We start from the raw sequence: 24,951 nt of genomic DNA, 5'->3' as shown, positions 1-24,951 counted from the left end.
GGTCAGTGGGTTCGGTGGGTGCGGGTGCGGGCCAGGCCGCCGAGGGTGGTGGCGGTCAGGCCCAGGAGGATGGCGACGTAGGCTCCGCCGAGTCCGTTTCCGGTGCCGAGGCCGCCCTCGGCGGTGGCTGCGACCGTGCCGCCGACGGCCACGGCGACCGGTCCCGCCACGAGGGCGGTGACCGCTCCGTTCTGCCGGGCCCAGGTGACGACGCGTCCCCGGCCGGCGGTGCGGGCCAGCGCGAGGGCGCCGCACACCGAGCCGAGGAGGCCGAGCAGCGCCGACAGGATGGCTCCGATCCGGCCGGCGCTCACGGTGTAGAGGTCTGCGGCGACCGGCTGGGCCGAGGCGTCGGCGGCGGCAGCCGGTTCGGCGAGCGTGAGAGTGCCGATCAGGATGGCGGCGGCAAGGGAGAGCGCGGGTCGAACGGACATGATCGGGTCCTGTCTTCCGAGAGGGTTCTGAAGGTTCTGAACGGACGCTCGCCGTGCGGGTGGCGCCTGCGGTGACGTTTCGAGGCCCTACGGGGCGTGCGGGACGGGCAGCCGGGCGGCGCCGAGATGTCGGTCGTGACCGTCGGGTTCGCCTGTGCCGCGGTTCACCGGGCGGCTAGGAACGGGCGGCCGGGCGCAGCAGCGAGCGTGGGGGCAGTGACCGGACCAGGGCCAGGGTGCTGAGGGCGCACATCACCACGCCCAGGGGGACGTGCAGCGAGGCCACGTGCGCGACGCCGAGTGCGACCTGGGCCGAGGCGAGGAGGAGGAAGCCGGTGGAGTGCAGGATGGGGCGCGGGGATCCGCCGCCCGGGCGCCAGGCGAGGACGGTGGCGAGGACGTACAGCATGGCGGCCGCGTACATCACCTTCGATCCGTAGTCGTGCACCACATAGCCGCGGGGCGAGGTCAGCAGCAGGCCTGCGGTGGATGCCTGGAAGAAGAGGGCCAGGGTCTGCAGGGCTATCGCGGTCTTGAGGAAGGTGGCGCCGCGCGGCGCTGCGGTCGTCTGTCTGGTCATGGTGTGGGGCCTCTCCGGTCGTGTGCGGTGATGGGATGTTTGTGGGGTGTCGTCGGCGTCGGCTCGGGGTGATGTCTCCAGGTGTTCGGCCTCAAGGTGGCCGGTCTCAAGGTGTTCGGTCTCCAGGTGTTCGGTCTCAAGACACCGCGTGATCCGGCGTTGTGACAGGCTGTGGCGCAGGTCACACAGTTCGTGGGACGGGGCTCGGGGCGGTCGCTATGGGAGCAGTTCGAGGGTGACGTGCGGGGTGAGGGCGCGCAGGAAGTCGAGGGCGTCGAAGATCTCGCCCGCGGCGGCGACACCGACGGTGCGGGTGCGGTCGGTGAGGACGCGTTCGAGGGCTTCGACGACGAGGGGGGCCGTGACAGCGTAGATGTCCTGACCATGGGCGACCGCGCGGCGCTCGACGCCGCCGAGCCGTACGACCGCGTCGACGACGAAGGTCTGGTCGGATCGGCCGCTCTCGTCGGCGGCGGTCGGCGCCGGCGTGCCGGGGGCCGCGATGTCCTGGACGGCGTTGGCCGTCATGTATGTCGTGACCTCGGGGACGGAGAGATGGCTGGGCACGGTCACCACGTCGGCCATCGTGAACTCCCCGATCACGGGCTGGGTGCCCATCGGCTGCGGGAAGCGCCATTCGAGGGTGGGCGGGGCGTCGGTGCGGTACTCCCACTGGCCGCCGGTGTAGCGCAGGCGTCGCTCACCGCGCCGCTCCCGGGAGACCGCGCCCGAGAGCCGCGTCCCCGCGGTGGGGTGCCAGCTGCTCAGGCCGTAGGCGATGTGCGCCTCGTCGGCCTCGTTCCAGTCGCCCATGGCGGCGGTGGCCAGCAGGTCGCCGAGGCCGCCGAAGAAGGCCATCGCGGGGACGACGACCGCACCGGCGTCCCGTGCCCGGTCGGCGAAGTGGGCGAAGGTGTCGATGTTGGCCTCCAGTTCGGCAGCCACGTCCAGGTACGGGATCCCGGCCCGCAGGGCCGCTTCGATCACGGGGGCGGTCGTCGAGGCGAAGGGCCCGGCGCAGTTGATGACGGCGGCCGTGCCGGCCAGCGCGCGGTCGAGCGAGTCCGGGTCGTCCGCCGTCGCCGGGCGGGCCTCCAGACCGGTCCCGTCCGCCAGCGCCTTCAGCTTGCCGGTGTCGCGGCCGGACAGCACGGGGGCGAAACCCCGCTCCACCAGCTCCGTCACCACGAACCGACCGGTGTGCCCGTACGCGCCGAACACCGCCACCTGCTGACCCGATCCCATGAACCCGCTCCTCCACGCCGAGTGCTGCGCCGCGGCTCCGTGTGATCCGCCGCGCTCCGTCATGAAGATCCTGGCGCGGAGGAACCCTTCACACGAGTGTCCGGAACGACATGACCCGTACACTTCCGGACGTGACCACTGTTGCCCTGGCCATCACCGACGGCATGCTGCATTTCGAACTGTCCCTGGCGATCGAGGTCTTCGGCGCCGATCTGACCCACATAGTCGACCCCTGGTACGACTTCGCGCTCTGCGGTCCGAGCGCCGTCCGGGTCGACCGCTTCCGGCTGGACCCCGACCACGGACTCGACCATCTCCGGCGAGCCGACACCGTGATCGTCCCCGGCTGGGCCGACGTCGACCAGGACCCGCCGGCCGAGCTGGTCGACGCCGTGCGCGCGGCCCACGAGGCGGGGGCCCGCGTGGCCTCTCTGTGCACGGGCGCCTTCGTGCTCGCCGCCGCCGGCCTCCTGGACGGCCGGCGCGCGACCACGCACTGGGCGCACACCGAGGAGCTGACCAGACGCCACCCGCAGGTCACGGTGGATCCCGACGTCCTCTACGTGGACAACGGCAGCGTGCTCACCTCCGCGGGCAAGGCCGCCGCCATGGACCTCTGCCTGCACCTGGTGCGCCTCGACCACGGCTCGGCCGTCGCCAACACGATCGCCCGGCGCCTGGTCGTCCCTCCGCACCGCGACGGAGGCCAGGCCCAGTTCGTGACCACTCCCGTGCCCGCCCCCGGCAACCATCCGCTGGCCCGCCTGTTCCCCTGGGTGCTGGAACGCCTCGACCAGGCGCTCACGGTGGAGGACCTGGCCCGTCAGGCCGGGATGAGTTCGCGCCATCTGGGGCGCCACTTCAGATCGGTCACCGGCACCACGCCGCTGCAGTGGCTCCTCACCCAACGCATCCGGCATGCGCAGGAACTGCTGGAGACCACCGACGACACCGTCGACACCATCGCGACGGCCACCGGCATGGGCACCGCCACCACCCTGCGCCGCCACTTCGCCCGGACGGTCGGTGTCCCGCCGGACACCTACCGCCGCACCTTCCGCACCCGCAGCCGCTCCGCCCCCGCCGTGCCGGGCGAGACCATTCCTGGGGTTTTCGTCAGTCCGGTGGGTGTGGCGGGTGTCGTGGGGGCGGTCGGGGCGGTCGGGGCGGTGGGGGGATGACGCGTCCGGCGGTGGCGAGCTCACGCCCTGCAAGCGCCGCGGTCCTCGCGCCGGCCGACGGTGTCCCCGTGCCCCCTCAGGTCTCTCGGAAGATCACAGCTGATGTGGAGCCCTTCGAAGCGATCACGCCATCCGCCGGCCTGGGCGCTGGTCGCCTCGATCCGGGACTTGACCAGGTGGAGCTTCTCGAAATCCGAGTCGCTGGTAGAGCGCTATGGCGTCGGTCATGTCGCTGACGACATGACCGACGTGACGTAAGCGTGGGCTGGGAGACGTCCTCGACGCATCCGTCCACGGAACCCCGTGGCCGAAGCCGCCGAGCGGCAGGTAGCCCCCCGGCCCCAAGGGTCCGGCTCGGCCGGCGATGGTGTGGTGGCCGGTTGCGGCTGCCGCCGTCAGGTCAGGAAGCGGGATCGCAGGCGGTTCTGCGTTGCGTGCGTGATGCCCACGCGGTCGGTGAGGTAGCCGGTCGGCGAGCCGTAGCGCGCCGACAGGTCGGCGAGGACCAGGGACAGGACGATCGCCGGCGCGCGCCCGTACGACGGCCAGCGCATGGTGCGGTCCGGGTTGGCGGCGTGCCAGTCGGCCAGGAGCCGCTCGGTGGCCAGCTCGGTCAGGGCGAAGTCGGCGAGGATGTCCTCCTCGGAGACCCCGAGGAGGGTGAGGAGGAGGGCGGCGATGAGTCCGGTGCGGTCCTTGCCCGAGGCGCAGTGGAAGACCGCCGGGCCCGGCCCGGTGGCGATCAGCTCGATTGCTTGTCGGATCTCATCGGCCCCGTCCTCGGCGACCTCCGCGAACCGGTCGGCCAGGTACCGCCAGGGGTCGATGTCGGGATCGATGGCGGCCTGGTCGTACGGGCGGTGCTCGATGCTGAGGTTGGCGTACGTGAAACGGCCGGGCTCGGGGATCCGCCCCTTGGCCTCGATCTCCCAGGGGTAGCGCAGGTCGATGACCGTGCGTATGCCCAGGGCGAGGAAGCGGTCCCAGTCGGCTTCCCCGGTCTGGAACTTGCCCAACGAGTCGGCGCGGTAGAGCGTGCCCCAGGCGACCGTACGGCCGTCGGCGCCTCGGTAGCCGCCCAGGTCGCGGAAGTTGTGCAGGCGGTCGAAGGTGATGTGGCGGCTGTGCGCCGCGGCCGTCGGGTGTGGTGGCTGTCGGGTCAACTTGGGCTCCTTGATCGGGTGTTGGCCATTGCGATCAAGGATGCCTCTTCGGAGGCCGGCCCGTCGGTCGGTCAGTCCGTTCGGGGCGGGGCGGGTCGGGCGGGCGGGCGGGCGGGCGGGCGGGCGGGGTCAGCGTTTGCGGGCGAAGGTGAGGCCGTCCGCGATGGGGAGGAGGACGGACTCGACCCGGTTGTCGGCGCGTACGTGGGCGTTGAACTCCCGGATCGCCAGGGCGTTCCCGGTGGCGTCGGGGCGGGCGGCGTTGCCGCCGTACAGGGCGTTGTCGGCGAGGAGCAGCCCGCCGGGCCGCATCCGCGGCACGAGCTCGTCCCAGTAGGTGCGGTAGCCGCCCTTGTCGGCGTCCAGGAAGGCCAGGTCGATCTCGGCCTCGTAGGGGAGGGCGGCGAGGGTGTCCGCGGCCGGGCCGAGCCGCAGGTCGATGCGGTCGGCGACGCCGGCCTCCTGCCAGGCCTCCCGGGCGATCGCCGTCCACTCCTCCGAGATGTCGCAGGTCACCACGCGCCCGCCGGGGGCGAGGCCCTCGGCGAGGGCGAGGGTGGAGTAGCCGGTGAAGGTGCCGGCCTCGACGACGCGGCGGGCGCCGACGATCCGGGTGAGGAGGGTGAGGAAGCGGGCCTGCTCGTGCGGGACCTGCATGACCGCGATGTCGCCGAGCTCGCGCGTGCGGGCGGCCAGCGACTGCTGGACGGGCGTCGGCGGTTCGGTCTGCGCGAGCAGGTACGCGTACACCTCCGGGGTGATCGGCACCGTCTTCGCCGAACCGGGGGTCCTGTCCATGGCCTCTGCCCCTTCGTGCGAGGACGGGGCCCTGCGCCGCCGTCCGGGGTGGACAACGACCGCGTTCGGCTGCGGAAACGGCCGGGCGCGGCGGCGGCCCGGGCGGCGGCGCCCGGATCGGGGTGGGCGGATCGGGGTGGGCGGATCGCTGTGAGGACGGCCACATGCCCGTGGGGAACTCCCGCTGCGGCCGCCCCCGTCGAACAGGGGGCGGGAAACGGGAAACAGGGCAGGCAGCGGGCGGGAGTCCACATGGTCACCACAGGGCGCAGGCGGGGCGGCAGGCGGGGCATCGGTCGCCGGCTGCTCCTCGTCGGGTGCTGCGCGGTGCTGGCGGGCGTTGCCGCGTACGCGTGGCAGCTGCGCGGCATCGTGGCGAACTCGGCGGCGGGCGACCGGGCCCGCGGAACGTACCTGCAGGACCCGGAGACCGCCGACCGCACGGCGTCGGCCCTGCTGGACGGGATCGTACGGGAGACGGAGGCCGATCCGGGGCTGCGCGCGCGGCAGGCCGCCCCGCGGCGCAACACGAACTGGCGGTCGGGCGGCTGGCGGCCCTCCGACCCGCTCGTGGCGCGGCCTGCCGCCGGCGAGCCCACGGTCGGAGCGCTGTTCTCCCCCGGCAGCGACGGCGACCCCGAACACCACTGCTCGGGCGTCGTGGTCCACTCCCCGGCCGGCGACCTGGTCGCCACCGCCGCGCACTGCGTGTACCGGGCCGCCCTGGGTTTCCGCACCAACCTCGCCTTCGTGCCCGGCTACCGGGACGGGCAGGCCCCGTACGGGGTGTGGGTGCCCACCCGGATCGACGTGGACCCGCGCTGGACCGAGGACCAGGACCCCGACTACGACGTGGCGTTCCTGCGGCTGCGGAGGCCGGGGCGGCCCGGCGAGGAGCTGGAGGACGTGACGGGGGCGGAGACGCTCCGGTTCGATGCCGAACTGCCCGCGCCGGCACGGCTCGTGGGCTTCCCGAACACCGCCGAGCAGTCGCTGGAGTGCTTCAACACCGCCCGCGCCGAGGGGCCCACGCAGCTGCGGCTGGATTGCGCGGATGTACCCAACGGCACGAGCGGCGGTCCGGTGCTGACCGACGGGCACACCCTGATCGGGGTGATCGGCGGCCGTGACGGGGGCGGGGACGAGAAGACCTCGTACAGCAGCCGGTTCGGCGACGGTGTGCGCGCGCTGTACGAGCGGGCCATCACGGGTCCGGCGAACCCGGGCCGCCGACAGGCCGGCCCGCTGCCCCGGCAGGGGCAGGGGCAGGACGGATCGGGGGCTTCCCGGTAGCCCATTGTCCTTCCGGGGGTGTCGTGCGCCCCCGGGTGTCCGGTCGGGCCGGATTCGTCGACTCGGTCGACGCGGCACTCGGTCGTCCCCTCGTGCGCGGTCGTCCCGTACGCGGTGGTCCCGTGCTCGGTCGACGCGGCGCTCGGTCGTCCCCTGCGCGGTCGTCCCGTACGCGATCGTCCCGTGCGCGGTGGTCCCGTACGCGGTCGGGTGGTGGCTCCTCCGGTTCGGGCCGGGCATACCCTGCCGTGGCATCGGCTGTTGGGTGGTTGTCCGGGTCGTTGTCCATGGCACCGAGTGTCCCCGGCCGGCATGGGCCGGTTCGGGTCGTGTCCGGGGCGCCCTGGCGCAAGCCGGGGGCGGACGGACGCGTGGACGGGCTCGGGGATGGACGTGCGGACGGGCTCGGGGACGGCCTGCGGGGCCGCCGTACGGCTCACGGCAGCACGACCGGCGCCGGGGGCGGCGGCAGCATGTCCATGTCCGGCATCGGCTGCTGTGGGGGTTCCAGGCCGGGCAGGAGCCAGGGGTGGAACGGGGCCAGGGCGGCGAGGGCGAGGAAGGCGGCGCCGACCGCGAGGGAGAACAGCGGGCCGAGCCGCCACAGCTTCTCCACGAAGATGACCAGGGCCAGGGCGGCCATCGCCAGGACGTTCATGACGCCCAGCGGGATCAGTACGATCATCAGGCCCCAGCAGCAGCCGACGCAGTAGAGGCCGTGGTGGAGTCCGACGCGGAGGTCCCGGGCCCAGGGGCGGAAGCCGGCGTACCGCACGAGGTGGGCCATGGGGCTGCGGCAGTGCCGCAGGCAGACGTCCTTCAGGGGGCCGATCTGCTGGAGCCCGGCCAGCAGGAAGGCGCCGGCGCCGATCCAGCGGCCGGCGTCGGGGTGGTCCGCCACGGCGGTGCCGGTGAGCGCGAGGATGCCGTACGTGAGCAGCCCGAAGGCCGTCCAGGCCAGCAGGTAGCCGCAGACGAACTGGGTCAGCCGTGCCGCGCGGGCCGCGCCGGCCGACGCGCGGCCGATGGACCGGGCCCAGGTGACCGCCACCGGCGCCACGGACGGGAACATCATGGCGATCATCATGATCACCCACAGCAGCAGGAACAGCGGCAGGTCCATGCCCATGGTGCCGGGCTCGACGCCCATGCCCCGGGCCTGGTCGAGTACGAGGGCCCACGCGAGCAGCGCGAGCACGATCATGACGGACCAGGCGAAGGCGAGTTCCCGCGCCGGCAGGAGGTTCGCCGGCCTCAGGGGCGGCGAGAGGGCTCTGCGGTCGAGGCGACGCACAGGTACAGGACAGCACAGGGGGCGTTGCGGCGCGCGGTGCGGCCGGGCCCGCCCGGATGGCCCCGGTTCGGGTGGAGGGGGAGAATTGGGGTGGAGGCCTGTGCTCACGGTCACGAGGAGGCGGCGACATGTCCGCGGAAACGGTGACGGTCCCGGAGTGGCACGCGGTGGGCGACTGGTTCGACACGTGCAGGTGCCATGTGCCCTGTCCGTGCACGTTCGCGCAGCTGCCGACGTACGGCGCCTGCGACGGCGTCCTGGCCTGGCACATCCGCGAGGGGCGGTACGGGGACGTGTCCCTGGACGGCCTCAACGTGCTGATGCTGGCCTCCTTCGTCGGCAACGTGTGGGCCAAGCACTCCGAGGCGTACGCGGCGGTGTTCTTCGACGAGCGCGCCGACGACGCCCAGCGCGAGGCGCTCCAGATGATCTTCAGTGGGCAGGCCGGCGGATGGCCCGCCCGACTGGGGGAGATGCTCGGCGCGGAGATGCGGGGCATGGACTTCGCCCCCATCGAGATGGAGGTCTCCGAGGACCTCAGCGCCTGGTGGGCGGCGGTTCCGGGCCGGGTCGAGGCCCGCGGCGAAGCACTCTCGGGGCCCACGACCCCCGAGGGGGCGCGGGTCCAGTCGACGAACATGCCGGGCTGCGAGACGGGCCCGGGGCAGGTCGTGACCTGGGGCCGGGCGACGGCCAACCATGCCGATGCCTTCGGCTTCGAGTGGAGCAGGCCCGGCCAGTCCAGCAAGTACATCCCGTTCGACTGGGCCGGGCCGGACGAGGTCGAGCAAGCTGCCTGAAACCGGTTCGGTCAGTGGTGTGCCAGGGACTCGTACGCGACGGACGTGAGCTTCTCCGAGGCGGTCCACAGCCGCCGGGCGGAGTCGTCGTCCAGGGTCCACTTCGCCCGCCGGGAGCGGACCGGCGCCCCGCGCCAGCCGAGCCGCGGCCCGAAGAAGTCGTCGGGGCGGACGCCGGGCGCGGTGGCCGCGTACAGCGTCGGCAGGGCCCCTGCCGCCGCGGGCTGGGCGATGACGGCGTTGGCGAGTTCCAGCAGGCGGGCCACGGGGCGGCCGGCCGCGCCCGCGTGCAGGTTCGTGGCGGCGTATCCGGGGTGGGCGCTCGCCGCCACGATGGTGGAGCCGGCGGCCGCCAGCCGCCGGGCGAGCTCGTGGGTGAAGAGCAGGTTGGCGGTCTTGGAGCGGCCGTACGCGATCCAGCGCCGGTAGCGGCGCTCGCTGCCGAGGTCGTCGTGGTCGATGTCGCCGAGGGCGTGGAGGCCGCTGGAGACGTTCACGATCCGGGCTCCGGGCGCCGCGTCGAGCAGGCGCGGCAGGAGCAGGCCCGTCAGGGCGAAGTGGCCGAGGTGGTTGACCCCGAACTGGGTTTCGAAGCCGTCCGCGGTCCGCCCGTGGGGCAGCGCCATCACGCCCGCGTTGTTCACCAGGAGGTCCAGGGCGGGGCGGCGGCGCGCGTAGCCGTCCGCGAACTCCCGTACGGAGCCCAGGTCGGCCAGGTCCAGCGGGGCGAACTCCACTTCCGCGCCCGGGACTTCGGAGCGCAGTCGGATGGCGGCGGCGTGGCCGCGCGCGGCGCTGCGGCAGGCCAGGACCACCTCCGCCCCGCGCCGTGCGAGTTCCCGGGCGGTCGCGTAGCCGATGCCGCTGTTGGCGCCGGTGACGACGGCGGTGCGGCCGCTCTGGTCGGGGATGTTCCGGGCAGTCCAGCCTGGCATGTCGGCTCCCTCACGGTCCTCACGACGGTGGGTTACCGAGGGTAGCCCGGTCGCTGCGCGGGGGTGGACCCGGGGTCGGGCCTCCCGGCCAGTAGGCTGCGGTCCGTCCGTCCCCTACGCCCCGAGGTACCGCGCCGTGAGCCCCGCACCGCCGCCCCCCATACCCGTCACGGTCGTCGGCCTCGGCGCCGACGGCTGGGCCGGGCTCACCGCCGCCGCACGCTCCGCCCTCGCCTCGGCCGAGGTGCTGATCGGCGGGCCCCGGCAGCTGGACCTGCTGCCCGCCGCGGACTGCCGCGGCGAGCGGGTGGCCTGGCCGAGCCCGCTGCGGCCGGCGGTGCCGAAGCTGATGGCGGAGCACGCCGGGCGCCGCATCGCCGTGCTCGCCAGCGGCGACCCCATGTTCTACGGGATCGGGCGGGCCCTGTCGGAGGAACTCGGGCCCGGGGCCCTGCTGGTCCACCCGCACCCGTCGTCGGTGTCGTACGCCTGCGCCCGCCTGGGCTGGCCGGTGGAGGAGACCGAGGTCGTCACGGTGGTCGGCCGCCCGGTGGCCCGGCTCGCGGCGGCCCTGTACGAGGGGCGGCGGGTGCTGGTGCTCAGCGCCGGAGCGGCGACCCCGAACGAGATCGCCGCTCTCCTTCGTGAGCAGGGCTTCGGTCCGAGCCGCCTCCGGGTACTGGAGCAGCTCGGCTCCGAGCGCGAGGACGCGTACGAGGGCCGCGCCGACAGCTGGGACCACGCGCCCGGCGACCCGTTGAACGTGGTGGCCGTCGACTGCCGCCGCGATCCGGCCGCGCCCGGCCCGCGCCTCGGCGCGACCCCGGGCCTGCCCGACACCGCGTACGAGCACGACGGCCAGCTGACGAAGCGCCATGTGCGGGCCGCGACCCTGTGCGCCCTCGCCCCGGCCCCCGGCGAACTGCTGTGGGACATCGGCGGCGGCTCCGGCTCCATCGGCATCGAGTGGATGCGCACGCACCCGTCCTGCCGGGCGGTCGCAGTGGAACGCGTCCCGGAGCGCGCGGCCCGCATCACCCGCAACGCAACCGCACTGGGCGTGCCCGCCCTGCGCGTGGTCACCGGCTCCGCCCCCACAGCACTCACCGGACTCCCCACTCCCGACGCCGTGTTCATCGGCGGCGGCCTGACCGCCCCCGGCCTGCTGGACGCGGCCTGGGAGGCCCTGGCCCCCGGCGGCCGGCTGGTGGTCAACACGGTCACGCTCGAATCGGAGGCCGTCCTGACGGACCGGTACCGGCGGCACGGCGGCGACCTGGTGAAACTGGCCGTCGCCCACGCGGTGCCGGTCGGTGGCTTCACGGGCTGGCGCCAGGCCATGCCGGTCACCCAGTGGTCCGTGACCAAGCCCCCCTCCCTGCCCGCGAACGAGAAGGATCAGCAGATATGACCGTGTACTTCATCGGTGCGGGCCCCGGCGCCGCCGACCTGATCACGGTGCGCGGTGCCCGGACCCTGGCCGCCGCCCCGGTCTGCCTGTACGCGGGCAGCCTCGTCCCGCGCGAGCTGCTGGCGGAGTGCCCGCCCGGCGCCCGCCTGGTCGACACCTCGCAGCTGAACCTCGACGAGATCATCGCCGAGTGCGTACGGGCCCACGAGGCCGGCCAGGACGTGGCGCGGCTCCACTCGGGCGACCCGTCCATCTTCAGCGCGGTCGCCGAGCAGATGCGGCGGCTCGACGCGGCCGGCATCCCGTACGAGGTGGTGCCGGGCGTGCCCGCGTTCGCCGCGGCGGCGGCCTCGCTGAAGCGGGAGCTGACCGTCCCCACCGTCGGCCAGACCGTGATCCTGACCCGCATCGCCCAGCAGGCCACCCCGATGCCCCCCGGCGAGGACCTGGCCACCCTGGGCCGCAGCGGCGCCCTCCTCGTACTGCACCTGGCCACGCGCTACGTGGACCGGGTCGTCGGCGAACTGCTGCCGCACTACGGGGCCGACTGCCCCGTGGCAGTCGTCGCGATGGCCAGCCGCCCCGACGAGCTGATCCTGCGCGGCACGCTGGCCGACATCGCCGACCAGGTGAAGCAGGCGGGCCTGGTCCGCACGGCGGTCATCGTGGTGGGCCGCACCCTCGGCGCCGAGCAGTTCCGCGACAGCCACCTGTACTCCCCCGAACGCGACCGCCATGTCTGCTGAGCCGCACCCCGGGCACGTCCTCGTCCTGGGCGGCACCACGGAGGCCCGCCGCCTCGCGGAAACCCTGGCAGCCCCCGAACCCGCCCCGCCCACGCCCCCGCCCCCGCCCCCGTTCCGGGTGACGACCTCACTGGCCGGGCGGGTCGCCGCACCCGTACTCCCGCCGGGCGAGGTCCGCATCGGCGGGTTCGGCGGGCCGGAGGGCCTCGCGGCCTGGATCGCCACCCACCGGGTCACCCACCTGGTGGACGCCACCCACCCGTTCGCGGAGCGGATGAGCTTCAACGCGGCCCGGGCGGCGGCCCTTTCGGGGGTCCCGCTGCTGGCACTGCGCCGCCCTGGCTGGACCCCGGGCCCCGGCGACGACTGGACCTTCACACCGGACCTCGACGCGGCGGCGGCCCTCCTCCCCCGGCTCGGGGCCGCCCGGGTCTTCCTCACCACCGGCCGGACCGGCCTGCACGCCTTCGCGCACCTGACCGACCCGTGGTTCCTCGTGCGCTCCGTGGACTCCCCGGCCGGACCGGTACCGCCGCACCTCGAAGTACTGCTGGCCCGCGGCCCGTTCACCCTCGACGACGAGCGCGAGCTCCTCTCCCGGCACCGGATCGACCTCCTGGTCACCAAGGACAGCGGCGGCTCCGCCACCGCCCCCAAGCTGGCCGCGGCCCGCGAGGCCGGCATCCCCGTCCTCGTCGTCCGCCGCCCCCCGGTCCCCGAGGGCGTCCCGGAAGCCGGCACCGCAGCAGCCGCGGCCGCCTGGCTGCACGAGCACGCGGCGCCGTAACCCACCAGTCGCCGCCGGCCGCCGAACAAGAGAAGCGCGTAGCGATCTGGGGCGCCTCAACTCCCGCCGCCCTCCACCCACATCCGGGAAGGCCGGAACGGGCAACGGAACCGGTGCCCGCCCTCTCCGACCGCGGCCGCCCCCGAAACAAAACCTCCCGGCCATTCCTGCCGGGAAGCCCCGGACACCCACCGCCCCCGCCCGGCCAAGACACAGCCCACCGGGGAGCAACCCGCAGGGCAGCCAACGGGGAGCACCCGGCGAGGCAGCCAGCGGAGAGCGATCCTCAAGGCAGCCAACGGGGAGCCCCCCGGCCGACAGGACCGCACGAGCCCAGAAGACGCCGCCCTCCGGGCCCGCACAGCCCGCCCGACCGCCCTCCCCCTCAGCCGTACCGGCGCGGGGTCCAGGTGACGAACGAGCCGTCCGCCCGCTCCGTGACCTGCGTCTGCGACGAACCGACGAGAAGCAGCGTGCGCATGTCGACCTCGGAGGGCTCCAGCGTGCCGAGCGTGACGATGCGGACGGACTGCTCCGGCCCGCCCACGTCACGGGCGACGACCACCGGGGTCTGCGCCGGGCGCAGCTCCAGCAGCAGCTCGCGCGCCTTGGCGACCTGCCAGTTCCGGCTGCGCGAGCCCGGGTTGTACAGGGCGAGCACCAGGTCGGCCGCGGCGGCCGCGCGCAGCCGCTCCTCGATGACCTCCCACGGCTTGAGCCGGTCGGACAGGGAGACGGTGGCGTAGTCGTGGCCGAGCGGGGCGCCGGCCGCGGCGGCGGCCGCGTTGGCGGCGGTCACGCCGGGCAGGACCCGTACGGGCACGTCCTTGTACTCGGGCTGCGCGGCGACCTCCAGGACGGCAGTGGCCATGGCGAAGACGCCCGGGTCACCACCGGAGACCACGGCGACCCGCTGGCCGCGCCGGGCCAGGTCGAGCGCGAACTCGGCGCGCTCCGACTCGACCTTGTTGTCGGAGCCGTGCCGGATCTGCCCCGGCCTGGCGGGGACGCGGTCCAGGTACGTGGTGTAGCCGATCAGGACCTCGGCGTCGGACAGTGCCCGGCGCGTCTCGGGGGTGAGCCACAGCGGCCCGGCCGGCCCGGTGCCGACGACGGCGACCTCGCCGGGCCCGGACGGCACGCTGCCGGGGTTGCCGACCCGGCTGGGCACGACGGCGACGGCGAAGTACGGGACGGTGTCCGGGTCGGTGTCCGCGAGGACGCCGGTCCGCTCCCCCTCCATCGTGGCGCGTTCGACGTAGCGGGCCTCGGCGAGGCGGCCGCTGCCCTCCATGGCGCGGCGCACGGCGGGGAAGGTGCGGCCGAGCTTCATGACGACCGCGGAATCGGTGGCGGCCAGGCGGGCGGTGAGCTCCTCCTCGGGCAGGGTGCCGGGGAGGATGGTGAGGACTTCCTCGCCCTCCACGAGCGGGGTGCCCAGGCGGGCGGCCGCGGCACTGACCGAGGTGACGCCGGGGATGACCTCGGCCTCGTAGCGGTCGGCGAGCCGCTTGTGCATGTGCATGTACGAGCCGTAGAAGAGCGGGTCGCCCTCGGCGAGGACCGCGACGGTCCGGCCGGCGTCCAGGTGCGCGGCCAGGCGGGCGGCGGAGGCCTCGTAGAACTCCTCCATCGCGCCCTGGTAGCCGCCGGGGTGGTCGGTGGTCTCGGTGGTGACCGGGTAGACCAGCGGCTCCTCGATGTGGTCCGCGCGCAGGTGGCGGGCGGCGATGGAGCGGGCGATGGAACGTCCGTGGCGGGCGCTGTGGTAGGCGACGACATCGGCTTCGCCGATCACCTCGACGGCCCGCAGGGTCATCAGCGACGGGTCCCCGGGACCGAGCCCCACCCCGTACAGACGCCCCTTGACGCCGGCGTCAACTCCGGTGCTGCTGCTGCTCATTCTTCCTCGCTCGCGATCGCGTTGAGGGCGGCGGCCGCGATGGCGCTGCCGCCGCGCCGGCCGCGGACGACGAGGTGGTCGAGACCCGAGGGGTGGGCGGCCAGGGCGTCCTTGGACTCGGCGGCGCCGATGAAGCCGACGGGCACGCCGATGACGGCGGCGGGGCGCGGGGCACCCTCCTCGATCATCTCCAGCAGCCGGAACAGGGCGGTCGGCGCATTGCCGACGGCGATCACGGAGCCCTCCAGCAGGCCGCGGTCACGCCACACTTCGAGGGCGGCGGCGCTGCGGGTGGTGCCCATGCGCTGCGCGAGGGCGGGCACGGACGGGTCGGAGAGGGTGCAGATCACCTCGTTGTCGGCGGGCAGCCGCTTGCGGGTGACGCCACTCGCGACCATCTGCACATCGCAAAGAACGGGCGCCCCGGCGTGCAGGGCGGCGCGGGCCCGCAGGACGACGTCCGGCGTGTAGCCGAGGTCCCGGGGCAGGTCGGTCATTCCGCAGGCGTGAATCATGCGTACCGCGACCTGCGCGACGGAGGCGGGCAGCCCGGAGAGGTCCGCCTCGGCGCGGATCGTGGCAAAGGACTGGCGGTAGATCTCCGCGCCGTCCTTCTCGTACTCAAACACTGTGTACTCGCTCATTTCTTCGCTGCGTCGTCGTGGGAGGTGGTGCGGCGTGCGGACGCGAGGGCCGCGGCCAGGTGATCGGAAGTCTCGATGCCGCGGAGCGGGGGGCTGCCGCCGGGGACGGTGAGGTCGTAGCCGGCCGGGGTGGCGACGACGTCGACCCACGCGGTGCCGCGGGGGTGCCCGCAGCGGCGGTCGCAGCCGGACCAGTGCACGGGCAGCGGTCCGGTCGCGCGGGCGGCGACGGCCCGCGCATCGACACGGACGTCGGCCAGGGACTTGGCGCAACCGGGGCGCCCGGTACAGGCGGTGACGGAACGCCAGGGGTCATCGGGAGCGGTGACGAGCCCGGCGTCCGCGAGCGCGGCCAGGGCCTGCGGGGCCCGGTCGGCCGGCACGCCGGGCACGACGATCCCGCGCCAAGGCGTGAGCCGCATCCGGCCGGTCAGCCCGGCCAGCAGCCGCCACTGAGCGGTGGTCAGCCGCCCGAGGGGCGCGAGCACACTGAGCGCGACGGCCGCGCCGGGCCCGGCGACGATCCCGGGCTCGGGCCCCGGCCCGTCCGGGCGGGACACGGGGCCGCCCGGGTCCCGGCGGCCCTTCAGCGCGGCAACGGAGCCGGCCTCGGCCACGACGGTGGCCGGGATCCGGGCGGCCGCCAGTCGATCCGCCAACCCGGCTGCGGTCAGGGCGTGTTCGGCAGGCAGTTCGACAGCCCGCCAGGCGCGCGTACCGGCCGCGCGGACCGCGTCGAGAAAGTAGCGGGCAGCGACCACCGCGGCACGCGGCACATCCTCCGCGGCCACGAGCACGGCGGCGGCGTTGGCGTTGGCGTTGGCGTCGTTGGCGGCGGCGTTGGCGGAAACGGCGGCGGCGTTGGCGGCGGCAGCGTCCCAGCCCGAGGCAGCCACGGCCGAGGCGGCAGCAGCCGAAGCGGCGGCAGCACCCAAAGCGGTAGCACCCGAAGCGGCGGCAGCGACGTACACGAGGGCGTGTTCGGCGTCGCGGGCGACAACGGTGACGTCCGCGTCCAGCGAGGCCACGTCGCCGCGGCCGTCGTCGAGGGCGAACAGGAAACGGCCGGACAGGGCGGCCGCTTCGGGGTCGGCACACAGCAGCCGGTCCAGCTCGGCCACCCACGGGGCCACGTCCGGCAGCGCCGGCAGGTCCAGGCCGGTCAAGGGCGAGGCGACGATGTTGCGGACCCGCTCGTGGGTGGGCGCGGGCAGCAGCCCGGCCCGGTCCAGTACCCCGGCCAGTTCGCCGCCGCAGCTCGCACCGAGCCCGCGGAGCTGGGCGTTGCCGCGCGAGGTGAGGTCGATGTGCCCGTCGCCGAGCCGGTCGGCGGCGTCGGCGAGCAGCAGGGCCGCGTCCTCGCCGAGCATCCCGCCGGGGATCCGCACCCGGGCCAGGTACCCGTCGTCGGCCGCGTGGAGGCGCAGCGCGCCGGGGCAGGCGTCACCGCGCTCCCGTATGACGGGTTCGTCCCGTGCTGCAGGGGCGGAGGGGGGTGTGGGCATGGCGGCGAGCATACCCACGAATCCCGGCCCCCGACCTGTGGCCGTCACCACCTCCGACCTGCGCCCGCCGCCAACCCCGCCCCGCACCCCGCCCGGCACGTCCGCGCACACCACCCGGCACGTCCGCGCACACCACCCGGCACGTCCGCGCACACCACCCGGCACGTCCGCGCACCCCCGTCCGGCACGTCCGCGCACCCCCGTCCGGCACGTCCGCGCACCCCGCGGGCGCCCCGGCTCGCTCCCGCCGCGCCCCCGGCGTGCGCCTGCCGCATCCGCTGCCGCGTGGCGCACCGGGGGCGGCCCGTACCCCCGGTTCACCAGCCACGTCCCGCCTCGCGGGGTCCCCCCGTCCGGCCGCGGCCCGCGCTGCGACCCCCACTCCCGGCCGGGGGCAGCGGCACCTAAGATGACCTTCGGCGTGCCATTCGGCCCGCTCATCGCCGAGGACGGCGACATGGGAGGAAGCCCGGTGCGATTCCGGCGCGGTCCCGCCACTGTGAACCCGGCAGAGCAGCCGCCGACCCGGGTGAGTCAGGAACTCCCGCCGTCCTCAACTGCCCGGGGCGCGGAAACCCCGAGGAAGGCCTGCCGCCGCATGATCCTGCTGCTGTCGACGTCCGACACCGATCTGCTCAGCGCCCGAGCGGCCGCGGACGGCCCGGTGCCGTACCGGTTCGCGAACCCCTCCCGCCTTCCCCTCGACGACCTCCCCGGCCTCCTCGACGGCACCGACCTGGTCGTCGTACGCCTCCTCGGCGGCCTGCGCGCCTGGCAGGACGGCCTGGACCTGCTGCTGGCCCCCGAGCAGACCCGCCCCGTCGTCGTCCTGACCGGCGAACAGGCCCCGGACGCCCAGCTGATGGAGGCGTCGACGGTCCCGATCGGCATCGCGGCCGAGGCGCACGCCTACCTGGCGCACGGCGGCCCCGCCAACCTGGAGCAGCTGGCCCGCTTCCTGTCCGACACCGTCCTGCTTACCGGGCACGGCTTCGAGCCTCCCGCCGCCGCCCCCACCTGGGGCGCCCTCCAGCGCCCGGCGCCGGCGGCCGCGGACGCGACGGCGGGAATGGCCACCACCCCCACCCCCACCCCCCGTATCGCGGTGCTCTACTACCGCGCCCACCAGATGAGCGGCAACACCGCCTTCGTGCACGCCCTGTGCGACGCGATCGAGGCGGCGGGCGGCTCCCCGATGCCGCTGTACGTGTCCTCCCTGCGTACCCCGGAGCCGGAGCTGCTGGCCACCCTGGAGGCGGCCGACGCGGTGATCACCACGGTGCTCGCGGCCGGCGGCACGCGTCCCGCGACGGCCTCCGCCGGCGGCGACGACGAGTCCTGGGACGCGGGCGCGCTCGCCGCCCTGGGTGTGCCGGTGCTGCAGGCCCTGTGCCTGACGGGTTCACGCAGCGCCTGGGAGGAGAGCGACGAGGGCCTGTCGCCGCTCGACGCGGCGACGCAGGTCGCCGTGCCCGAGTTCGACGGTCGCCTGATCACTGTCCCGTTCTCGTTCAAGGAGTTCGACGAGGACGGCCTGCCCGCGTACGTGGCGGACCCCGAGCGTGCCGCCCGTGTCGCGGGGATCGCCGTACGCCACGCCCGGCTGCGGCACATCGCCCGCGGCGACAAGAAGATCGCGCTGGTCCTCTCCGCCTACCCGACGAAGCACTCGCGGATCGGCAACGCGGTCGGCCTGGACACCCCGGCCAGCGCGATGGTGCTGCTGCGCGCCCTCATCGACGGCGGCTACGACTTCGGCCCCGCCGAGGGGATCCCGGGCCTGGTGTCCGGTGACGGCGACGAGCTGATCCGCGCCCTGATCGAGGCCGGCGGCCACGACCAGGACTGGCTGACGGAGGAGCAGCTCGCCCGCAACCCGGTCCGCATCCCGGCCGCCGACTACCGGCGGTGGTTCGCCGAGCTGCCGGCCGAGCTGCGCGAGCAGGTCGAGGAGCACTGGGGTCCGGCGCCCGGCGAGATGTTCGTGGACCGTTCGCAGAACCCGGACGGCGACATCGTCCTCGCTGCGCTGCGCCGCGGGAACCTGCTGATCCTGATCCAGCCGCCGCGCGGGTTCGGCGAGAACCCGATCGCGATCTACCACGACCCGGACCTGCCGCCGTCGCACCACTACCTGGCCGCGTACCGGTGGATCCAGGCCCGCGCCGAGGACGGCGGTTTCGGCGCCGACGCGATGATCCACCTGGGCAAGCACGGCAACCTGGAGTGGCTGCCGGGCAAGAACGCCGGCCTGTCGGCGGCGTGCGCGCCCGATGCGGCGCTCGGCGACCTGCCGCTCGTCTACCCGTTCCTGGTCAACGACCCGGGCGAGGGCACCCAGGCCAAGCGCCGCGTGCACGCCACCCTGGTCGACCACCTGGTGCCGCCGATGGCGCGCGCGGAGTCGTACGGCGACATCGCCCGCCTGGAACAGCACCTCGACGAGTACGCGCAGATCAGCTCCATGGACCCGGCGAAGCTGCCCGCGATCCGCGCGCAGATCTGGACGCTGATCCAGGCGGCGAAGCTGGACCACGACCTGGGTCTGGAGGAGCGCCCGGACGACGACGGCTTCGACGACTTCCTGCTGCACGTCGACGGCTGGCTGTGCGAGGTGAAGGACGCCCAGATCCGCGACGGCCTGCACGTCCTGGGCGGCGCCCCGGCCGGCGAGTCCCGCGTCAACCTGGTGCTGGCGATCCTGCGCGCCCGCCAGATCTGGGGCGGTACGACGGCCCTGCCCGGCCTGCGCGAGGCGCTCGGCCTGGACGAGTCCGCGGCCACCCGTACGTCCGCGGACGAGGCGGAGGAGACGGCGCGGGCCCTGGTGCAGGCGATGGAGGACGCCGGCTGGGACCCGGCCGCGGTGGCCTCGGTTGCCGCAAGCCTGTCAACGGACGCCGCGGGCCGCTCGGCGGACGTGGCGGCCGTACTGGACTTCGCGGCCCGCGAGGTGGTGCCGCGGCTGGCGGGCACGACCGACGAGATCGCGCACGTGGTGGCGGCCCTCGACGGCCGGTTCGTCCCGGCGGGCCCGTCCGGTTCGCCGCTGCGCGGCCTGGTGAACGTGCTGCCGACCGGCCGGAACTTCTACTCGGTGGACCCGAAGGCCGTCCCGTCCCGCCTGGCGTGGGAGACCGGGCAGGCGCTGGCCGACTCCCTCCTGACCCGCTACCGCACGGACAACGGCGAGTGGCCGGCCTCGGTCGGCCTCTCCCTGTGGGGCACGAGCGCGATGCGCACGGCGGGCGACGACGTCGCGGAAGCCCTGGCCCTGCTGGGCGTCCGCCCGGTGTGGGACGAGGCCTCGCGCCGCGTGACCGGCCTGGAGCCGATCCCGCTCGCGGAGCTGGGCCGCCCCCGCATCGACGTGACGCTGCGCATCTCGGGCTTCTTCCGGGACGCGTTCCCGCACGTGATCGGGCTGCTGGACGACGCGGTGCGGCTGGTGGCGTCCCTGGACGAGCCGGCGGAGCAGAACTTCGTCCGGGCGCACGCCCAGGCGGACCTGGCCGAGCACGGCGACGAGCGGCGCGCGACGACCCGTATCTTCGGCTCGCGGCCGGGCACGTACGGGGCGGGCATCCTGCAGCTGATCGACTCCCGCGACTGGCGTACGGACGCCGACCTCGCGGAGGTCTACACGGTGTGGGGCGGCTACGCGTACGGCCGCGGCCTGGAGGGCCGGCCGGCCCGGGCCGAGATGGAGTCGGCGTACAAGCGGATCACGGTGGCCGCGAAGAACACGGACACCCGCGAGCACGACATCGCCGACTCGGACGACTACTTCCAGTACCACGGCGGCATGGTGGCGACGGTCCGCGCGCTGCGCGGCACGGCGCCGGAGGCGTACATCGGCGACTCGACCCGCCCGGAGACGGTCAAGACCCGCACCCTGGTGGAGGAGACCTCCCGCGTCTTCCGGGCCCGCGTGGTCAACCCGAAGTGGATCGAGGCGATGCGCCGCCACGGCTACAAGGGCGCCTTCGAGCTGGCGGCGACGGTGGACTACCTGTTCGGCTACGACGCCACGACGGGCGTGGTCGCGGACTGGATGTACGACAAGCTGACGGAGACGTACGTCCTGGACCCGGAGAACCGCGCCTTCCTGGAGGAGGCCAACCCGTGGGCCCTGCACGGCATCGCGGAGCGGCTGCTGGAGGCGGAGTCCCGCGGCATGTGGGAGAAGCCGGACCCGCAGATTCTGGAGGCCCTGCGCCAGGTCTACCTGGACACGGAGGGCAACCTGGAGGGCGAGGCGGAGTAACGGAGTCGCGGCGCGGAGCAACGGCGTGGCGGGGCGGAACAACGGAGTAACCCGCCCCGCAGCCCTCCGCCCGACAGCACGGCGCCCGGCCCACCCCCCGTGGTGAGCCGGGCGCCTCTGTGCACCCCTGTCCCGCACGGGCCCAGGCGCCCGCCCGTCGCGGGACCTCCCGCGGAGCGCTTAGCCTCCTCGGGCGGGGTGTGACACGGCATCGGTGGGTGTGTCACCTGATGCGGTGAACTCGGCCTTGTCACGGGGGGACCGCGGGTAGGCCCGTGCTGATCTCGTGCGGGGGGCCGCTGTCCGGGCCTCCGCGCCCTCGGACCGAAAGGCCTGACCCGCCGTGACGCAGCCGTTCCGACTGCCGGATTTCTACGTGCCCCATCCGGCCCGACTGAACCCCCGTCTGGAGGCCGCGAGAGCCCACACCACGCAGTGGGCCCGCGGCTTCGGGATGCTGGAGGGCTCGGGTGTCTGGACCCAGGAGGACCTCGACGCGCACGACTACGCGCTGCTGTGCTCCTACACCCACCCCGACTGCGACGTCGACACACTGAACCTGGTCACCGACTGGTACGTGTGGGTGTTCTTCTTCGACGACCACTTCCTGGAGGTCTTCAAGCGCAGCCAGGACCGCGAGGGCGCCCGGACGTACCTCGACGGGCTGGCCGCGTTCATGCCGATGGACCTCGCCGACGGGTTCCCCGAGCCGACGAACCCCGTCGAGGCGGGCCTGAAGGACCTGTGGACGCGGACCGTGCCCGCGATGTCGATGGACTGGAGGGAACGGTTCTCCGAGTCCACGCGGAACCTCCTCGACGAGTCCATGTGGGAGCTCCACAACATCAACATGGGCCGGGTCGCCAACCCCCTGGAGTACATCGAGATGCGCCGCAAGGTCGGCGGCGCCCCCTGGTCCGCCGGTCTGGTCGAGTACGTGGCCGCCGAGGTGCCGGCCCGGGTCGCGCACGCCCGCCCCCTGCAGGTGCTGCGCGACGCGTTCTCCGATGCGGTGCACATCCGCAACGACCTCTTCTCCTACCAGCGCGAGGTCGAGCAGGAGGGCGAACTCTCCAACGCCGTGCTGGTGCTGGAGACCTTCCTGGGCTGCACCACCCAGGAGGCCGCCGACCTGTCGAACGACCTGCTGACCTCCCGGCTGCAGCAGTTCGAGTACACGGCCCTCGCCGAAGTCCCCGCCCTCGCCGTGCAGCAGGGCCTGCGCCCGGACGAGGCGGCCGCGGTCCTGGCGTACGCGAAGGGCCTGCAGGACTGGCAGTCCGGCGGCCACGAGTGGCACATGGTCTCCAGCCGGTACATGAACGAGGGGGCGCGGGGCGCCGGGACGCCCGCCCCGCCGTTCGCGCCCGGCGGTCCGGGCACCGCCGCCCTCGACTGGCGCTCCGTCCTCACCCCCCGCTCGGAAGGCCTGCGGCGGCGCCGCTTCACACACGTGCCGTACCAAAAGGTGGGGCCGTCGCTGCTGCCCGACGTCACCATGCCGTTCCCGCTCTCCCTCAGCCCGCACCTCGACCTGGCCCGCCGCGAACTGCTCGACTGGTGCCGGGACATGGGCCTGCTGGGGCCGCAGCCCGGCGACCCCGGCTCGGACCTCTGGACCGAGGACGAGCTGGTGGGCATGGACCTCGCCCTGTTCTCCGCGGGCATGGACCCCGACGCCACGGCCGGCGCGCTGTGCCTGAGCGCGCTGTGGCTGGCCTGGGGCACGTACGCGGACGACTGCTACCCCAGGGTGTTCGGCCGGGCGAAGTCGCCCGCCGCGGCCCGGGCGGCGACGGACCGGCTGATCGCCCTGATGCCGCTCGGCCCGGAGGGGGCCGGGGTGGAGCCGGCCACCGTGATGGAGCGGAGCCTGAAGGATCTGTGGTCCCGGACGGCCGCCTGCATGGGCGGGGCGGACCTGGCGGAATTCCGCGGCCACGTCGCCGGGACGCTGGACAGCTGGGTGTGGGAGATCGGCAACACCGCCGTGAACCGGATCCCCGACCCGGTCGACTACGCGGAGATGCGCCGCCTCACCTTCGGCAGTCAGCTGACGATGTTCCTGGCCAGGGCCGGCCGCGGGGACGACGGGGTGCCGCCCGCGGTGTGGCGGGACGGGGTGATGCGCTCGCTGGAGAGCGCCGCCGCCGACGTCGGGTGCCTCGTCAACGACCTCTTCTCATACCAGCGGGACGTCGAGTTCGAGGGCGGGCTGCACAACCACGTCCTCGTCGCCCAGAACTTCTTCGACATCGACTACCCGCAGGCGTTCCGGATCGTCTCCGACCTGCTCGTCCAGCGCATCCGCGAGTTCGAGCACATCCGCGACCACCAGCTCCCGGTGCTGTACGAGGACCACGGCCTCGACCGGACGGCGCGCGCCTCGCTGGACGCGTACGTACGGGGGCTGGAGGACTGGATGGCGTCCAACCTCCACTGGCACCGCAGCGCCCGCCGTTACGGGGAGGAGGACCTGCGCCGCGCCCCGGCCCCGGTGCCGGCGGCGACCCGGGTGCCGGCGGCGGCCCCGGGGCACGCCTCGTTCGGTCTGCCGGCGTTCGGGGTGTCGGCGGCCGCCGTCGGGCGGCGGCCGGCCTGAGCCTGCAGGCCTGCGGAGTCACCTGGCGGGGCCCGTCCAGCCGGCCGGGACGTGGCCGATCCGGATGCGCTGCGGGTGGTCGCCGACGGGGACGGACACCCGCTTGGCTCCGGTGGCGAAGTCGATGGCGGTGACCCGGTCGGAGCCGCTCTCGGAGATCACGCAGCCGGTGCCGTCGCCGTCGACGGTGGCCCAGTACGGCTTGTCGGCGGGGACGAGCGGGCCTTCGGTGAGGGTGGCCCGGTCCACGACGGTGGCGTAGTCGTCCATGGTGCCGGCGATGCACAGCTTGGTGCCGTCGGGGCTCATCGACATGCCGTGGTGGCGGGAGTCGTTGACCCAGGTGGTGCGGTCGCCGCTGGTGCCGGGGTTCTGCGGGAGGGTCTTGACGCGGGTGACCCGGTCGGCGGCGACGTCGTACTCGACGAAGCCGTTGAAGAACGACACCTGGAAGTAGAGCGCGGACTCGTCGGGGGTCAGGGACATCGGCCGCACCGCGTCGGAGAGGTCCTTGCGCCCGAAGGCGTTCAGCCGCTCCCGCATGTCGATGGTGCGGACCGTGCGGAAGGTCTGCGCGTCGGCCACCGTGATCTTGCGGTCGCCCTTCGTCCAGTCCAGCCAGGGGGCGTCCAGGGCGGAGGTCACGTCGCCGATGGCGCTGTTCCACAGGAACCGGCCGTCGCGGGTGAAAGTGTTCTCGTGCGGCTTGTCGCCGGTGGCGAAGGAGCCGACCTGGCGGCCGGTCGCGATGTCGAGGACGTGGACGGTGTTCGCGGTGGACGCGGAAACGGCGACGCGGGTGCCGTCGGGCGAGACGGCCATGTGGTCGGAGCGGTATCCGGCGACCGGGAAGCGCCAGTTGATCCGGCCGGTGCGCAGGTCGAGGGAGACGACGTCGGCGAAGCTGGGGCGGGAGACGACCACGGCCGTGCCGTCCGGGGTGGTGTACATGTCGTCGGCGAACTGGTCGTGGCCCTCGCCCGCGGTGTGCCGGATCCCGAGGAAGAAGCCCAGCTTGATCGGGTTGAGGTAGATCTCCCGGAGGCGCTCCGCCTTGTCGGGGATCACGTTGATCCGGCCGATGCGCTCCAGGTTGCCGGTGGAGGCGAGGACATCGGCGGTGCCGTCCCAGTTGTTGCCCACGAACAGCACCTCGCGCAGTCCCGAGGGGGTGGCGGCGGTCGTGGCTGCGGCTGCGGACGCCGAGGCGGCCGGTGTCGCGGCGCCCGCCGCGAGGGCGGCCGCCGCCAGTGCGCCCGCGGCGAGGAGCGTACGGCGCAGGGGCGTACGGCGCACGAGTGTGCGGGCGGGGCGGTTCGTCCGGGACATACGCTCAACTCCGTTGCAGGCAGGCGCTGTTACC

General features: G+C 74.1%; 19 protein-coding genes and 1 riboswitch. Of the genes, 8 read left to right on the top strand and 11 right to left on the bottom strand.

The annotated features are described in order from the left end of the window. Positions 1 to 2 precede the first annotated feature (2 nt). The 3 genes from ACIQUT_RS01445 to ACIQUT_RS01435 form a co-directional block, all read right to left on the bottom strand. Positions 3 to 434: a DUF6223 family protein gene (locus tag ACIQUT_RS01445; protein WP_403558017.1), complete on the bottom strand. Its 432-nt coding sequence runs from the start codon at positions 432 to 434 to the stop codon at positions 3 to 5. Between the two features lie 175 nt (positions 435 to 609). Then, complete coding sequence (locus ACIQUT_RS01440; protein ID WP_403558016.1) at positions 610 to 1,014, bottom strand: hypothetical protein; 405 nt, start codon at positions 1,012 to 1,014, stop codon at positions 610 to 612. A gap of 216 nt (positions 1,015 to 1,230) precedes the next feature. After that, positions 1,231 to 2,259: a saccharopine dehydrogenase family protein gene (locus tag ACIQUT_RS01435; protein ID WP_403558014.1), complete on the bottom strand. Its 1,029-nt coding sequence runs from the start codon at positions 2,257 to 2,259 to the stop codon at positions 1,231 to 1,233. A gap of 131 nt (positions 2,260 to 2,390) precedes the next feature. Between ACIQUT_RS01435 and ACIQUT_RS01430 the strand changes: the two genes are divergently transcribed. After that, positions 2,391 to 3,440, top strand: a complete 1,050-nt coding sequence (locus ACIQUT_RS01430; protein ID WP_403558012.1) for a helix-turn-helix domain-containing protein — start codon at positions 2,391 to 2,393, stop codon at positions 3,438 to 3,440. Positions 3,441 to 3,835: 395 nt separating this feature from the next. Here ACIQUT_RS01430 and ACIQUT_RS01425 read toward each other — a convergent pair whose 3' ends face one another. Then, complete coding sequence (locus tag ACIQUT_RS01425) at positions 3,836 to 4,603, bottom strand: tyrosine-protein phosphatase (RefSeq protein WP_403558010.1); 768 nt, start codon at positions 4,601 to 4,603, stop codon at positions 3,836 to 3,838. A gap of 129 nt (positions 4,604 to 4,732) precedes the next feature. Further along, on the bottom strand, positions 4,733 to 5,401 hold the full coding sequence (locus tag ACIQUT_RS01420) for an O-methyltransferase (protein ID WP_403558008.1): 669 nt from the start codon (positions 5,399 to 5,401) through the stop codon (positions 4,733 to 4,735). 252 nt (positions 5,402 to 5,653) lie between these two features. Here ACIQUT_RS01420 and ACIQUT_RS01415 point away from each other — a divergent pair, with 252 nt between their 5' ends. Continuing rightward, a complete protein-coding gene (locus ACIQUT_RS01415) occupies positions 5,654 to 6,694 on the top strand; it encodes a trypsin-like serine peptidase (protein ID WP_403558006.1) in 1,041 nt (346 codons plus the stop codon). A 436-nt stretch (positions 6,695 to 7,130) separates the two neighbouring features. Here ACIQUT_RS01415 and ACIQUT_RS01410 read toward each other — a convergent pair whose 3' ends face one another. Next, positions 7,131 to 7,898 (bottom strand): DUF2182 domain-containing protein, encoded by a 768-nt coding sequence (locus ACIQUT_RS01410; protein WP_403559262.1) that lies wholly within the window; start codon positions 7,896 to 7,898, stop codon positions 7,131 to 7,133. A gap of 218 nt (positions 7,899 to 8,116) precedes the next feature. Here ACIQUT_RS01410 and ACIQUT_RS01405 point away from each other — a divergent pair, with 218 nt between their 5' ends. Continuing rightward, entirely contained in the window at positions 8,117 to 8,788 is a 672-nt protein-coding gene (locus ACIQUT_RS01405; protein ID WP_403558004.1) for a DUF1326 domain-containing protein, read from the top strand. A gap of 11 nt (positions 8,789 to 8,799) precedes the next feature. On the opposite strand, the gene ACIQUT_RS01400 is transcribed toward ACIQUT_RS01405, so the two are convergent. Next, positions 8,800 to 9,723, bottom strand: a complete 924-nt coding sequence (locus tag ACIQUT_RS01400; protein WP_403558002.1) for an oxidoreductase — start codon at positions 9,721 to 9,723, stop codon at positions 8,800 to 8,802. 136 nt (positions 9,724 to 9,859) lie between these two features. Between ACIQUT_RS01400 and cbiE the strand changes: the two genes are divergently transcribed. The 3 genes from cbiE to ACIQUT_RS01385 are packed head-to-tail and all read left to right on the top strand — an operon-like array spanning position 9,860 to position 12,667. Then, on the top strand, positions 9,860 to 11,134 hold the full coding sequence (gene cbiE, locus ACIQUT_RS01395) for a precorrin-6y C5,15-methyltransferase (decarboxylating) subunit CbiE (protein WP_403558001.1): 1,275 nt from the start codon (positions 9,860 to 9,862) through the stop codon (positions 11,132 to 11,134). Then, positions 11,131 to 11,880 carry a precorrin-4 C(11)-methyltransferase gene (cobM, locus tag ACIQUT_RS01390; protein ID WP_403557999.1) on the top strand — a complete coding sequence of 250 codons (750 nt, stop codon included), beginning with the start codon at positions 11,131 to 11,133 and terminating at the stop codon, positions 11,878 to 11,880. Before cbiE ends, cobM begins: the two co-directional genes overlap by 4 nt. Continuing rightward, a complete protein-coding gene (locus ACIQUT_RS01385; RefSeq protein WP_403557997.1) occupies positions 11,870 to 12,667 on the top strand; it encodes a cobalt-precorrin-6A reductase in 798 nt (265 codons plus the stop codon). The genes cobM and ACIQUT_RS01385 overlap by 11 nt, the downstream gene beginning before the upstream one ends. Before the next feature lie 385 nt (positions 12,668 to 13,052). Here the strand turns inward: ACIQUT_RS01385 and ACIQUT_RS01380 are convergent, their stop codons facing one another. The 3 genes from ACIQUT_RS01380 to ACIQUT_RS01370 are packed head-to-tail and all read right to left on the bottom strand — an operon-like array spanning position 13,053 to position 16,719. Continuing rightward, complete coding sequence (locus tag ACIQUT_RS01380) at positions 13,053 to 14,570, bottom strand: precorrin-2 C(20)-methyltransferase (protein WP_403557995.1); 1,518 nt, start codon at positions 14,568 to 14,570, stop codon at positions 13,053 to 13,055. Then, a complete protein-coding gene (locus ACIQUT_RS01375) occupies positions 14,567 to 15,214 on the bottom strand; it encodes a precorrin-8X methylmutase (protein ID WP_403557993.1) in 648 nt (215 codons plus the stop codon). Before ACIQUT_RS01375 ends, ACIQUT_RS01380 begins: the two co-directional genes overlap by 4 nt. Then, the gene (locus ACIQUT_RS01370) at positions 15,211 to 16,719 is read right to left on the bottom strand and encodes a cobalamin biosynthesis protein CobG (protein WP_403557991.1); all 1,509 of its coding nucleotides are present in this window, start codon (positions 16,717 to 16,719) and stop codon (positions 15,211 to 15,213) included. The genes ACIQUT_RS01375 and ACIQUT_RS01370 overlap by 4 nt, the downstream gene beginning before the upstream one ends. A gap of 402 nt (positions 16,720 to 17,121) precedes the next feature. Continuing rightward, positions 17,122 to 17,284: riboswitch (cobalamin riboswitch) on the top strand. A gap of 33 nt (positions 17,285 to 17,317) precedes the next feature. On the opposite strand from ACIQUT_RS01370, the gene cobN reads away from it, so the two are divergent. Together cobN and ACIQUT_RS01360 are read left to right on the top strand one after the other, a co-directional pair. Then, complete coding sequence (cobN, locus tag ACIQUT_RS01365; protein ID WP_403557989.1) at positions 17,318 to 20,986, top strand: cobaltochelatase subunit CobN; 3,669 nt, start codon at positions 17,318 to 17,320, stop codon at positions 20,984 to 20,986. 343 nt (positions 20,987 to 21,329) lie between these two features. Then, a complete protein-coding gene (locus ACIQUT_RS01360) occupies positions 21,330 to 23,588 on the top strand; it encodes a germacradienol/geosmin synthase (protein WP_403557987.1) in 2,259 nt (752 codons plus the stop codon). A gap of 18 nt (positions 23,589 to 23,606) precedes the next feature. Here the strand turns inward: ACIQUT_RS01360 and ACIQUT_RS01355 are convergent, their stop codons facing one another. Next, positions 23,607 to 24,917, bottom strand: a complete 1,311-nt coding sequence (locus tag ACIQUT_RS01355; RefSeq protein WP_403557985.1) for a YncE family protein — start codon at positions 24,915 to 24,917, stop codon at positions 23,607 to 23,609. Positions 24,918 to 24,951: the final 34 nt, after the last annotated feature.

The sequence above is a fragment of the Streptomyces sp. NPDC090445 genome, assembly GCF_044769385.1.
In the GTDB taxonomy this organism is placed as follows: domain Bacteria; phylum Actinomycetota; class Actinomycetes; order Streptomycetales; family Streptomycetaceae; genus Streptomyces.
The sequence above is the reverse complement of the archived record's forward strand: the minus strand, read 5'-3'. Positions and strand labels throughout refer to the sequence as shown.